11 protein-coding genes are annotated in these 12,160 nt (G+C 70.7%); 4 read left to right on the plus strand and 7 right to left on the minus strand.

What is annotated here, in order from left to right; genetic code table 11:
* Positions 1-63 precede the first annotated feature (63 nt).
* From I596_RS09660 to I596_RS09690, 7 genes are all read right to left on the minus strand, one after another.
* On the minus strand, positions 64-1,440 hold the full coding sequence (locus tag I596_RS09660; RefSeq protein WP_067647029.1) for a DUF1329 domain-containing protein: 1,377 nt from the start codon (positions 1,438-1,440) through the stop codon (positions 64-66).
* A 17-nt stretch (positions 1,441-1,457) separates the two neighbouring features.
* Entirely contained in the window at positions 1,458-3,356 is a 1,899-nt protein-coding gene (locus tag I596_RS09665; protein WP_067647031.1) for a DUF1302 domain-containing protein, read from the minus strand.
* Between the two features lie 28 nt (positions 3,357-3,384).
* Complete coding sequence (locus I596_RS09670; protein ID WP_067647033.1) at positions 3,385-5,541, minus strand: Ig-like domain-containing protein; 2,157 nt, start codon at positions 5,539-5,541, stop codon at positions 3,385-3,387.
* 141 nt (positions 5,542-5,682) lie between these two features.
* Complete coding sequence (locus I596_RS09675; protein ID WP_067647035.1) at positions 5,683-6,570, minus strand: NAD-dependent epimerase/dehydratase family protein; 888 nt, start codon at positions 6,568-6,570, stop codon at positions 5,683-5,685.
* Positions 6,570-7,508 (minus strand): response regulator, encoded by a 939-nt coding sequence (locus I596_RS09680; protein ID WP_067647037.1) that lies wholly within the window; start codon positions 7,506-7,508, stop codon positions 6,570-6,572. Before I596_RS09680 ends, I596_RS09675 begins: the two co-directional genes overlap by 1 nt.
* Before the next feature lie 15 nt (positions 7,509-7,523).
* Positions 7,524-8,576, minus strand: a complete 1,053-nt coding sequence (locus tag I596_RS09685; RefSeq protein WP_067647040.1) for a sensor histidine kinase — start codon at positions 8,574-8,576, stop codon at positions 7,524-7,526.
* Between the two features lie 34 nt (positions 8,577-8,610).
* On the minus strand, positions 8,611-9,570 hold the full coding sequence (locus tag I596_RS09690) for a sodium:calcium antiporter (protein ID WP_067647043.1): 960 nt from the start codon (positions 9,568-9,570) through the stop codon (positions 8,611-8,613).
* 246 nt (positions 9,571-9,816) lie between these two features.
* Here I596_RS09690 and I596_RS09695 point away from each other — a divergent pair, with 246 nt between their 5' ends.
* From I596_RS09695 to I596_RS09710, 4 genes are read left to right on the plus strand one after another with little or no spacing between them, the layout of a single operon-like run.
* Positions 9,817-10,131, plus strand: a complete 315-nt coding sequence (locus I596_RS09695; protein ID WP_067647046.1) for a hypothetical protein — start codon at positions 9,817-9,819, stop codon at positions 10,129-10,131.
* A gap of 12 nt (positions 10,132-10,143) precedes the next feature.
* Positions 10,144-10,854, plus strand: coding sequence for an AsmA family protein (locus I596_RS18965; RefSeq protein WP_067647048.1), 711 nt, complete (start codon positions 10,144-10,146; stop codon positions 10,852-10,854).
* A complete protein-coding gene (gene mutY / locus I596_RS09705; RefSeq protein ID WP_067647052.1) occupies positions 10,851-11,903 on the plus strand; it encodes an A/G-specific adenine glycosylase in 1,053 nt (350 codons plus the stop codon). Before I596_RS18965 ends, mutY begins: the two co-directional genes overlap by 4 nt.
* Positions 11,891-12,157: an oxidative damage protection protein gene (locus I596_RS09710; protein WP_067647057.1), complete on the plus strand. Its 267-nt coding sequence runs from the start codon at positions 11,891-11,893 to the stop codon at positions 12,155-12,157. The genes mutY and I596_RS09710 overlap by 13 nt, the downstream gene beginning before the upstream one ends.
* Positions 12,158-12,160: the final 3 nt, after the last annotated feature.

The raw sequence follows: 12,160 nt of genomic DNA on the forward strand, positions 1-12,160 counted from the left end.
CATCCCCAGGCCGGCGCCTAAACGGGCCTGGGGACGAAGCTCCGGACCGCATGCGCGGCCGGTCTACTGGATGCCGCGCTGGCGCAGCGAGTTGGGCGAGAACGCGTCGGGCGTGAGCTGGATCGAGAAGTTGTAGCCCGACTCCTCGTTGTCGAGGCCGCCGACGATGTAGCGCCCGTTCTTGAGGTCGTGGTGGGTCTCCAGCGTCGACCAGAACGTCGGCAGGTCGTAGTAGGTGATGCTGGGTGCCTCGGAGTAGCGCCACAGCTTGCCGTCGGTGTCGTAGTGGTCGGTCAGCAGGATCTGCCAGCTGTCCTCGTCGAGGTAGAACGTGCGGCGGGGATTGATGTGGCTCATGCCGGGCTTGAGCGTCGCCTCCACCACGTAGGCACGGTGCAGCTCGTAGCGCAGCAGCTCCGGGTTGATGTAGCCGGGCTTGATCAGCTCGGCGATCTTCGCGGTGTGCGCCTTGTAGGAGTTGTACGGCACGTACATCTCGCGCTTCTCGACCAGCTTCCAGTCGTAGCGGTCGAGCGCGCCGTTGAACATGTCGAGCATGTCCGAGGTGCGCAGGTTGTCCGACGCGGTTCCCGGGTTGTCGTAGGCGACCTGCGGCGCACGCCGCACGCGGCGCTGGCCGGGATTGTAGACCCAGGCCTGGCGCGGCGAGGCCTTGGCGTTGAGCGTCTCGTGCACGAGCAGGATCTGGCCGGCGTAGCGCGGCGGCGAGGTCACTTCCTGGTAGAAGTAGATCAGGATGTTGTTGATGTTCTCGACCGTGGCGCCCGGGCGGAAGTACGGCGACAGCGTCTGCTCCTTGATCCGCACCAGCGTGTACTGGCCGCTGGCGGTCGGCATCGCCTGGTTGTACCAGTGGTCGAGCGTGATGCCCTTGAACTTGAGCTTGTGGTTCCAGATCGCCTCGGCACCGGCGGCGGCCGGATCGGCGCTCAGGATCGGGAACGGCAGGCCCTGCGAGACATTGGCGACACCGTCGCTGCCGCTGACCAGCTCGCCGGTGGCGGCGTTCTTGATCGTCGCCTCGTAGATCGCCTGCGGGAAGGCGGCGCTGCGGCGGGTCGGGTAGACCACCATCTTCCAGTTCGGGTACTTCTCGAACATCGCGATCTGGCCGGCCGACAGCTTGTTGCCGTAGGTCTTGTAGTTCTGCGCGGTGATCTCCAGCGTCGGCTTGTCGTCCGGATACGGGTCGACCTGCTGGGTACCGGGCTTGAAGCCGGCCGGCGCCTGGGTGATGCCGCCGTCCCAGGCCGGGATCGTCCCGTCCGCGCTGCCGGCGCGCAGCGCACCGGTCGGCGTGAGCGGCGTGCCGCTGATGCCGAGCTTGGCGACCTCGCCGGCCGGCGCCTTGGCCGCCGCCGTCGAGACGCAGGCCGCCGACACCGCGAGCGCGAGGAGTGTTTGCTTGAGAATCGTCATCGTCTTGGCTCTCCTCGTCAGAACGAATACTTGGCCGTCAGCGCGACGAAGTCGCGATCGTTGATCAGGTTGAAGCTGCCGCCACCGAAGAAGTTGGTGTAGCTGGCGTCGAACACCCACTGGTTCATGTAGCTCAGTTCCGCGCCGAGCGTGACCGACTTGCGCCCTTCGAGGAAGTTGCCGCCCGGTCCCGGCGAGGTGCCGTTGACGTCGTGGTTGAACGCGATGCGCGGCGACAGGTTCATCGCCTTGCCGAAGACGTTGTTGTAGTCGGCACGCGCGGCGACGCGGTAGCCCCACGAGAAGTCGGTCGGGAAGCCGCCGACCTGGGTGATCGGGTTGCGCAGGCCGCCGCTGTTGACGTCCGGGCCGCCGCCGGTGTCGGTGCCGTCGCCGTTGAAGCGCATGTCGTGCGGCAGGCTGACCTGGGTGAAGCCCACCTCGCCGACCAGCGAGATCTGGTCCGAGCCGAGGATGTTGCCCGGCCCGAACACCTTGGTGCCGGTCAGCTGCAGCTGCCACTGCTTGGCGCGCTGGTAGCCGGTGATCTCCTCGCCCGGGCGGAAGTTGCCGAGCTGGCTCTGGAACCGCATCGCCGGCTGCGGGATCACCGCGTTGAGCGGCGACAGGCCGGCGAACAGGATTTCCACGTCGTCGATCTGGAACGGCATGTTCGGGCGATAGCTGACCTCGCCCTGCAGCGCCACGCCGCTGCGCTCGAGCAGCGTGTTGAAGCTCAGGCCGAACAGGCGGATGCCTTCCGGATACTCGGTGAAGAAGCTGCCGGAATTGGGCGCGGTCGTCCTAACCGCGTAGCCGCTGATCAGCGGCACGCGGCTGTGGTACCGCATCGCGTAGAAGCCGAACTCGGTGTTGTTGAGCCAGTCGGCGAAGTAGCGCAGCGCGATGCCGCCCTGCCCGTCGTCCTGCGGCTTGCGGGTCGGGCTGCGCGGGAACGCCGCGGAGCAGCCGGCCGCGACGAGGTTGGCCGGCAGGCCGGTGTCGCTGGCACCGTAGTTGCCGTTGACGCAGACCGTATCGAACAGGTTCGGGTTGATCACCGGCTGCGGCACCGTGCCGAAGTTCAGCATCACGTAACGGCCGCCGATCACCGCGAAGTCGTTGGTCGAGAAGTACGTGCCGACCGGATCGGCATCGGTCTCGTCGTAGTCGAGCTGGTAGAACGCCTCGATCGAGAAGCGGTCCGACAGGTTCAGCGAGCCCCAGACCATGTTGACCGGCAGGAACGCCTGCTTGAGCTCGGCGCCGGCGACGCGCAGCTTCGACACGTCGACCGGGTTGATCGCGTTGATGCCGTTCTGGATGAACGTGCTCTCGCCCCAGCTGACCACCTGCTTGCCGACGCGCCAGCTGCCGGTCTGGTCGCCGGCCGTGAAGTTGTTGAACAGGAACGCGTCGTAGATGCGGGTCTGCGTGCCGACGCGGTTCTTGGCTGCATGCGAGAGGTTGTCGCGGTCCTTGTTCTCGAAGTCGTAGAAGCCGTAGGCACGGATGAACGCACCCCAGTTGGCGCCGTAGTTGAGGCTGAGCTCGACGTTGGCGCCGACCGCATTGGAGAACGGATCCCACTGGTCGTAGGCGAGGTTGCCGTCGTCGCCGTTGACCGAATAGCGGCCGCGCGCCGCGCGCTGGGCTTCGCTGCCGAGACCGAGCGCGCTGACGGTGGGGTCGTAGAAGGCCTTGCCGATCAGGTCCGAGTCACGGTCCTGGACGCGTACCGAAATGCCGTACGACAGCGTCGTGTTGAGCGTGCCGTGGAAACCGTCGTCGCTGCCGAAGCTGATCGCGGCGGCCGGCCCGGCCAGGCCCGCCAGCGCCAGCACCGTCGCTGCCGCCAGCGCATTGGGCGTGAGGCCGATTACGCGCGATCCGCGTTGGATGTTCGTCTTGTTCATAGCGTGGACTCCCCAGGATCCCGGTCGGTTACTGCGTGCGGATGACGGAAGGATTGGCGACCTGCACCGCGGTGCCGCCGCTGACCAGCAGGCTGGCCATCTCGCCCTGCATTTCCGCCGTGGCCGCAGCCGAGGCTGCCGGGCTCAACAGCGAGCCGTGATCGCCCTGGGTGAAGCGCACCGCGCCGCGGATGCCGGCCGCGTTCTGCGTCGTCGCGGTGATCGAGGCCAGGCCGAGCGCGCGGATCAGCGGCTCGGTGCCGGACAGCGGGGCCCCGGCCACGCTGTTGGGAATCACCTGGTCGGGCAGCACGTCGCCGCCGCCGACCACTTCCTGCAGCAGCAGCCGCTTGCCGGCGGTCGCGAACGCGAAGTTGACCGGGTCGGCCGAATCGATGACGGTCTGGGCCGCGCCGAAGAACGCATCGTAGTCCGGCGTGCCCGGCTGCAGGCCGGCCGAGGCGGCGAGCCCGGCGCGGATGCGCGGCCCGAACGTCGGCGAGGCTTCGAGCAGGCGCGCGATGCCGCCGCCCGGCACGTTGAGCAGCGCCGTCTGCACGCCCGGTTCGACCGCCATGAAGACGGTGCCGATGATGCCGCCGAGCGACTGGCCGACGAAGCTGATCCGCGCGCCGTCGAAGTCGGTGCCGGCGCCGCTGGAGATGCGCAGCGACGGCACCGCCTTGGCCAGCGCGATCAGGTCGGCGGCCGCCTGGCGGATGTTGTCGCGCGAGGTCAGCAGGCTGGTCAGGTTGATGAAGTGCGTGCCCGACGAATCGATCGCGCCGTCGGGACCGGCGGCGCCGCTGGTGTTGTTGACGTAGTCGACGTTGAACGTGCGCTCGCGCGCGCCGAGCGCCGCGAACGGCGTGTTGCCGACATAGAGCGGGCTGGTGGTGTCGGTGATGCCGTGCAGCGGCGCATCGATCGCGATCACCGCGAATCCCTGGGCGGCGAGCGTCGCCGCCACCGCGAACGCATCGGTGCGGTTGCGGGTGATGCCGTGCTGGTAGATCACGATCGGCCAGCCGGCCGCGGGGCGCGTGCGGCCGGAAGCGGCATTGGGCACCGTCAGCACCAGCGGCACGGTCTGGGTCGAGGTCGCCACCGGCAGCGGATTGGCGAACGTCAGGTTGGTGGACGTCGGGTCGAGCCCGGCCGCGTTGAATGGCGGCACGTACGCGCCCGGCGCCGCGCGCCAGAAGCGGTTGAGCGGCGCGGTGGGATTGTCGGCGCTCGGGGCGCTGAGGTAGTACGCCAGGTCGATCACGCCGATGTGGACGTCGGCCACCGGCGGCAGCGCCGGGTTGATCCCGGCCAGGGTCAGGCCGGTCGGCGCGGTCCGCGTGACCGGTGCCGGCGCCGCGGCGGCGCGCGCACGCACCGCCTGCATGACCGGGGTGACGCTCTGCGTGGTCGCGACCCAGGACAGCACGATGCGATCACGCGGCACGCCGGCGCCGGCGGCGGCCGCCTCCTGCGCATTGGTCAAGCGGCGTACCGGCTCGAGCGCGCACGCGGTGGCGTTGGGCAGCAGCGGTTCGGTGGAAACCCCGTCCACGCACAGCGGGCTGGTGCGCTGGCTCAGGAAATAGGTCTGGTCCGGCGTCGCGTCATTGCCGCGGGTGTCGGTGATGCCATCGGTCAGCACCGCCATGTACGAGGTCAGCTGCGCGAGCGGGCGGGTCGGCACGATCGCCAGCGTGCGGCCGGCGGCGTCCGACGTGGGCAATGCCACGACGAAATCGGTGCCCGACTGCAGCTCGCGGGTGACGCCGGTGACCGCGCCGCCAGGGCCGGTCAGCGTCACCTGGAACACGCGCACGCTCTGCCCGGCGACCACGCTGGCCGGTGCCGGCGCGGCCGAGAAGGTCGTGGTCCAGGGGGTCGCCGTGCTCCAGCCGTCGAGCGCGTTGATCGCCACGCGCGGATTGGAGTAGTCGTTGGGATTGGGGACGGGGATGTTGAGCGTCAGGTCGGTGGTGCCCGACAGCAGCAGATTGGTCGGCGACGGCACGACGCTGTTGCTGGGATCGAAGCGCGCCGTGATGATGCCGGTGATGGGCGATCCGTTGTTGTTGGTCGGTGGATTGACCGGATTGCCGCGGGAACTGTTGCTGCCGCCGCTGCACGCGGACAGCACCGCGGTCGCCAATGCGACCGCAAAAATCGATCGGGCCTGCATGAATCCCCTCCCCTTCGTGTTCTGTAGGCGACGTGTCGGCTGTCGCATCTTAGGCGCTGGCGACTTTGATTTGCAATGCGCCTTCTCAAAAAAAATGTTGCTGCTTCAATATGTTGCGTCGCACCATACGCAATGGCATGGTCACCCCCTCAACACCTCCCCGGCCGGCCGCCAGCACGCCGCGTCAGGCCGGAACGCGCGGGGCGACCAGCCCAGTTCGGCCACCGCCGCGGCATTGTCGGCGACCAGGTCCTCGGCCAGCCGCTCGACCGCCGCCGCCAGTCGATAGGCACCGTCGCGGCCGCGCCGTAGGCGCGCCGCCTGCCGCAGCAGTGGTACCGGCAGCGGCAGCGGCACGGTGCGTACGCCGAGGCCCTCGCGCATGCGTTCGAGCATCGCCGCGAACGGCAGGCGCTCGCCGCCGCCGAGCGGATAGATCCGTCGGTCGCTTTGCCGGCTGCGGGCCGCGGCCAGGCAGGCGGTCGCGAGGTCCTCGGCATGGACCGGCTGGCGCAGCCCGCGGCCACCGCCGACCAGGCGCGGGAACAACCGGCTGCGCTGCGCGAAGCGCGCGATCGGCGTCAGGCTGCGATCGATGCCGGCACCGTAGATCAGCGTCGGCCGCAACACGGTCCAGGCCGCGCCGCGCCGCGCGGCCTCGGCCGCCAGCGCGGCTTCGGCGGCCAGCAGGCGCGCGGCCAGCCGGCGTTCCGACGCGTCGGTCGATGCGCGCTTGCTGACCGCGCTCATCGAGCCGAACGCAACGACCCGGCCGATGCCGGCACAGCGCGCGGCCGGCAGCCAGCCGGCCAGCCCGTCGAGCGGCCCCAGGCCGAACACCGCGTCCACCGCCGGCAGCTCCGGCATCGTGCCGTAGAGATCGCCGACCACCCAGCTCACGCGCGGGTGCGTCGACGGAGGCCGTGCCTGCCGGCTCAACGCGAGCACCTGCCACCCCGCGTCGAGCAGGCGCGGCAACAGGAAGCGGCCGATCTGGCCGCCGGCGCCCACGACGAAGGCGACCGGCATCAGTGCACGGCAGCCTGTCGCGCCAGCCGCGCCGGCAGTGCCCGGATTCGCGCCAGCAACGTGGCGGACGGCAACTGCAGCACCGGCTGGCTGCCGGCGACCGCGCCCAGGGCATGGCGCGGCAGGGCATCCGGACTGCGCTTGATCTGCAGGTAGCGCTCGAGCGCGCTGCCGATCGCCTGCTCGCAAACACGAAGGTCCAGGGGACGCGCCAGCAGGCGGAACACGCGGGCCTCGTTGACCAGGGCCATCGCGCGTACCGGATCGGGGCGCGTGCAGGCCGCGATCGCGAGAATCTGCGGCTGATGCGCCTTGATCGCCTGCAGCCAGCCGCCGAGGTCGCCTTGGCGCGAATCGACCTCGACGAACAGCACGCCGGTCTCGTACTGCTCGATCGCGTGGATCGCACGTTCGGCGGAATTGGCGAAACGCACCTGGTAGCGCGCCTGCAATTGCTCGCGCAGGCGCTGCTGCAGCGTCGGATCGTCCTCGACCACGAGCACGCCGACCTGGTTGCGCGCCCAGGCCTGCTCCTGCGCGCCGGCATGGTCCGGTGCCAGTGCCGGGGCCGCGCGGGCGACCGCACCGGCTTCGGCGACCACCGCCTGCAGGACATCGTTGCTGGGCCAGGGCACCGGCGCGACATGCCAGACCTCGCCCTCGTTCACGCCGGCGGCGACGGCGGCGAAGCTCTCGCGCTCGATCAGCATGATGCGTTCGGCCCGCGGCTGTGCCAGCCGCAGCTCGGCCAGCAGGCGCGAGGCATCGCCGGCCGGGAAGCGCCCGCAGCACACGACGACGTCGACGTCGTGGTCACGGGCCGTCGCGACCGCGGCATCGGCGCCGTCCACGATCACCTGATGGGCACGCAGCAGCGCCTTGAGCGTCCGCGCGACCGGCGCCTCGCTGGCGACGACCAGTATCCGCAACGGCTCCATCGAAGCCCTCCCCGGTCAGGCCGCAGCCGCCGGCTCGGCCGGCTGCACCTCGGAATTGGGGGCGGCCTCCACCGGCAGACTGACCACGAAACGCGAACCCGCGGCCGAGCTGTGCACCCGGACCGACCCGCCATGCCGCTTGACCACACGGTGGACGACGGCCAGGCCGATGCCCAGCCCCTGTCCCACCGCGCGCGTCGTGAAGAACGGTTCGAAGATCCGCGCCAGCACGTCGTCGTCGATACCGTGGCCGCTGTCGGCGACCTCGATCTCGACGGCGCCCGCCTCGCCGCGCCGCGTGACCACCTGCAGCTGGCCGCTGGCCGGCATCGCCTGCACCGCGTTGGTGACCAGGTTCATCAGCATCTGGCTGAGCTGGGTCGGCACCGCGCGCAGGCGCGGCAGGTCGCCGGCCTGGCGGCGCAGCTCGATCCGGTCGGCGCGCAGATGGCCGGTCGCGTTCAGCACCGCGTCGACCAGGGCGTTGAGGTCGATCCACTCGGCGTCCTCCCGCTCGCTGCGGGCATGCGCGCCGAGCCCGCGCGCGATGCCGTCCAGGCGCGCCAGGCCGGTGTCGGCGTCTTCCAGCAGGTCGCGGGCGTCGTCCAGGAACGCGCTGCGCTCGAGGCTCTGGCGCGCCTGGAACAGCTTGCTGCGCGCACCTTCGACGTGCCGGATGACGTTCTCCAGGCTCGCCGGATCGGCGCCGAGGATCAGCTCGACCGGCTGCAGGCAGTACTGCACGGCAGCGTCGTAGGCCTTGACCAGCTTGCGGTAGTCGGCGATCTGGCCGCTCGCCAGCTGCACGTTGTTGCGCGCGAAGCCGAGCGGGCGCGCCATCTCGCGGCAGACGCCGGCGGCCAGCTGGCCGAGTCCGGCATAGCCACCGACCTGGGCCACCTGGCCCTGCCGCGCCTCCAGTTCGGCCAGCTCGGCGGCCAGCGCCTGCTTGCCGCGCTCCAGGCTTTCGCGGCGCGCGACCTCGCGGCGCAGGGCGAGCCGCTGGGCCACCGCCACCACGAGCGCGATCGCCGCCGCCAGCCAGCCGGCCCAGGCGAGCAGGCTCATGCCGCCACCCTCCGCGGCACGGCGCGGCGCGTACTCACGACCAGGCTCCGATCAGGAACGTCTCGCCGACCACGAACAGCGCGAACACGGCGACCAGCACCCAGCCCTCGCGGCCGGACAGCTCGCTGTCGCTGCGCATCATCGGATAAAGCGCCACGGCCAGCGCGAACAGCACCGGAATCTCGATCCGCTGCAGCGAGCGCGCGACGTCCAGCGGCTGCCAGGCAGCCAGCCCGCCCACCAGCAGCAGGACGTTGCCCAGTCCCGCCACCAGCGCATGCGCGACCACGAAATCACCCTGCCCGCGGCGTGCCGCTACCAGTGCGGCCGGCAGGCTGGCGAGCGCCGCCGCGATGCCGAGCAGCAGCAAGCCGGCGACCACCGGCGCCAGGCCCCAGCCGACGGCCAGCGCCGCGGTGGACCGCACCAGCCACACGGCCGCGAACGGCAGCATCACCACGCCGACGACGACGCGCAGCGAGTCGCGCCAGACCAGCATCGAGGTGCCGGTCGCGGCCGCCAGCTCGTTGCGGATCGAGGCATCCTCGCGCCGCGCGGAGACGATGGTCGCGATCATCACCGCCAGCCAACCGGCGAGCAGGACGATGCCGTCGATCCGGCCGAGCGTCCCGTCGAACGCGAGCAGCCCCAGGAGCACGATGGCGGCCATCAAGGCCGGATTGGCCCAGCGGAACAGCTTCAGGCGCACCACCAGCGGTGCCGCCACCGCCGCCAGGCCGAGGATCAGGGCCAGTTGCGCGATGCCGCCGCCGATCAGGCTGCCCAGCGCGAGTTCCGGCTGGTCGTCGAATGCGGCAGCCAGGATCACCGCCAGCGCCGGCAGCAGCACCCCGAGCGCCGTCGCCGCCAGCGCGACGCCGTAGCTCCTGGCGCCGCTCCTCAGCAACAGGCCGGAGGCGCCACGGACGAAGGCGTCGTTGCCGAGCGCCAGCAACACCGTGGCCAGTACGAAGATACCGAGCTGACTGAGCATGACGTCCCTCCCGGGAGGCAGTGTATCGGCTGGCGGTGGCGCCGATGATGCGGCGCTGCTCGATTTCAAGCCAGCTCGATTTCAAGCCAGAACGATCGCCTGCGCAAGCCCGCGCGTTGCGCCCGTGTGGCCGTTCACGCAGCGGCCGCCACGGCCGGGCCCTGCCCGCATGCTGCGCGCGGTCTGGACATCGGGCGGCCGCTGTGGATAGATCGAGCTTCCTTGGCGTCCCGTGGAGACGTTACGATGATCGCCCGGATCTGGCGCGGCATCACGCCGGTCGACAAGGCCGATGCCTACCTGGCCTACCTGCGCGAGACGGGCCTGAAGGCCTATGCCGGCATTCCCGGGAGCCGCGGCGTCACGGTCCTGCGCCGCAACCAGGGCGAGCATTGCGAGATCATGCTGGTCTCGCTGTGGGATTCGATGGATGCGGTGCGCCGCTTCGCCGGCGAGAATCCCGAACGCTCGGTCTACTATCCCAACGATCCGGACTACCTGCTCGACATGGAACCGCTGGTGCGGCTCTACGAGGTTGCCGACCAGCTCCACTTCGACTGAACCCACGCGCTCGTGACACCTCCCCCCGCTACGCCGGCGCCATCCGGTGCCCGCTTTCCTGGCCGGCGCAAGATCCGCTGGCTGCTCGCCGCCGTCCTGCTCGCCGCCGTCGCCGGCGCCATCGGCTATGCCGCGCGGCCGGCGATCGTCACGCGGGTGCTCGTCGACCAGATCCGCAGCCGGCTGGGGCTGGACCTGGTGCTGGAGCGCAGCGTCGGCTACGGCCTGGTGCCGACCCTCGAGCTGCGGCTGGCTGCGCCGGACCTCCGGCCGGCTGGTGGCGACGCACCACTGTTCACCGCCGAGCGCCTGGAGCTGGCCCTGCCCTGGCGCAGCCTGTGGCAGCGCCCGCCGGCGATCGAGCGGCTCGTCGTCGACCGGCCGCGGGTGGATCTGGACGTGCTCGAGTCCTGGCTGGCCACGCGCCCGGCGGAGGCCGCAACGGGCGGCACGCCGGCATTCCGCCTGCAGATCCGCGACGGCAGCCTGAAGCGCGGCGAGACGCTGCTGGCCACCGGGATCGACCTGGACCTGGAGCATGCCGGCGAACTGGACGCCTGGCTCGCGCAATGGCGGCGGGAGGGTGGCCGGATCGAGGCGATTCCGCCGCTGTCCGGCAAGGCCGGCGTCCGCGCGATCGAAATCGACGGCACCCGCATCGAAGGCCTGCGCCTGGAAGTGCAGCCCGATCCGGACACGTCCGGACCGAAGAGCGACCATTGAACGCGATCGCCCCGCGCCTGCTGGCCTGGTTCGAGCACCACGGCCGCCACGACCTGCCCTGGCAGGACCCGCGCACGCCGTACCGGGTCTGGCTGAGCGAGATCATGCTGCAGCAGACCCAGGTACGTACGGTCATCCCGTACTTCGAGCGTTTCGTCGCCGCCCTGCCGACGCTGCCGGACCTGGCCGCCGCGCCGCTGGATGCGGTCCTCGGCCTCTGGTCGGGACTGGGCTACTACAGCCGCGCGCGCAACCTGCATCGCGCCGCAGGACTGTGCGTGGAACACCACGGCGGCGACCTGCCGCGCGACGCCGATGCCCTGGCCGCCCTGCCGGGGATTGGCCGCTCGACCGCCGCGGCGATCCTCGCCCAGGCCTGGGGCGACCGCCACGCGATCCTCGACGGCAACGTCAAGCGCGTGCTGGCCCGCTTCCACGGTGTCGACGGCTGGCCGGGCAGCACGGCGGTACAGGCCCTGCTCTGGCGGCACGCCGAGGCGCAGACACCGGACCGGCGCGTCGCCGACTACACACAGGCGATCATGGACCTGGGCGCCACCGTGTGCACGCGTGCGCGTCCGACCTGCCTGACCTGCCCGCTCGCCGAGGACTGCGTCGCCCGCCGCGAAGACCGCACGCGCGAACTGCCGGCCGCGAAGCCGGCGCGGACGCTGCCGCTGCGTCACACGACGATGCTGATCGCCCGTGCCGGCGACCGGCGTGTCCTGCTGGAACGCCGTCCGCCGACCGGTGTGTGGGCGCAGCTGTGGAGCCTGCCGGAAACCGACGATCCGTCCGCCGCCGCCGAGACCCTGCGCCGGCGCACCGGCGGCGTCCGCGAGGCGCAGGTACGGCTGCCGCCGTTCGAGCACGTCTTCAGCCATTTCCGGCTGAACGTCACGCCGCTGGTGTTCGACGCCGACGCGACGACGGCGGCGGTCGCCGACGCGCCCGAGCACGGCTGGTTCGATGCGGCCGAATGGGCGACACTCGGCCTTCCTGCGCCCGTGCGCAGATTGCTCGAGAAACTGGAAACATGCCCCGAATGATCCATTGCGTGAAGCTCGGCCGCGAGGCCGAGGGCCTGGATTTCGCCCCCTGGCCGGGCGAGCTGGGCCGGCGCGTCTTCGAACAGGTGTCCAAGCCGGCCTGGGCCGAGTGGCTGGCGCACCAGACGATGCTGATCAACGAGAACCGCCTGAACCCGCTCGATCCCAAGACCCGTACCTTCCTGGCCGGCGAGATGGAGAAGTACTTCTTCGGCGGCGGCGCCGAGAAGCCGGCCGGCTACGTCCCCGAGTGAACG

The organism is Dokdonella koreensis DS-123 (genome assembly GCF_001632775.1).
GTDB classification, from domain to species: Bacteria; Pseudomonadota; Gammaproteobacteria; order Xanthomonadales; family Rhodanobacteraceae; genus Dokdonella; species Dokdonella koreensis.

Bases quoted from the DNA above. Each gene is read 5' to 3' on its own strand.
- I596_RS09660 (WP_067647029.1), bottom strand. From the start codon at position 1,440: ATGACGATTCTCAAGCAAACACTCCTCGCGCTCGCGGTGTCGGCGGCC.
- I596_RS09665 (WP_067647031.1), bottom strand. From the start codon at position 3,356: ATGAACAAGACGAACATCCAACGCGGATCGCGCGTAATCGGCCTCACG.
- I596_RS09670 (WP_067647033.1), bottom strand. From the start codon at position 5,541: ATGCAGGCCCGATCGATTTTTGCGGTCGCATTGGCGACCGCGGTGCTG.
- I596_RS09675 (WP_067647035.1), bottom strand. From the start codon at position 6,570: ATGCCGGTCGCCTTCGTCGTGGGCGCCGGCGGCCAGATCGGCCGCTTC.
- I596_RS09680 (WP_067647037.1), bottom strand. From the start codon at position 7,508: ATGGAGCCGTTGCGGATACTGGTCGTCGCCAGCGAGGCGCCGGTCGCG.
- I596_RS09685 (WP_067647040.1), bottom strand. From the start codon at position 8,576: ATGAGCCTGCTCGCCTGGGCCGGCTGGCTGGCGGCGGCGATCGCGCTC.
- I596_RS09690 (WP_067647043.1), bottom strand. From the start codon at position 9,570: ATGCTCAGTCAGCTCGGTATCTTCGTACTGGCCACGGTGTTGCTGGCG.
- I596_RS09695 (WP_067647046.1), top strand. From the start codon at position 9,817: ATGATCGCCCGGATCTGGCGCGGCATCACGCCGGTCGACAAGGCCGAT.
- I596_RS09710 (WP_067647057.1), top strand. From the start codon at position 11,891: ATGCCCCGAATGATCCATTGCGTGAAGCTCGGCCGCGAGGCCGAGGGC.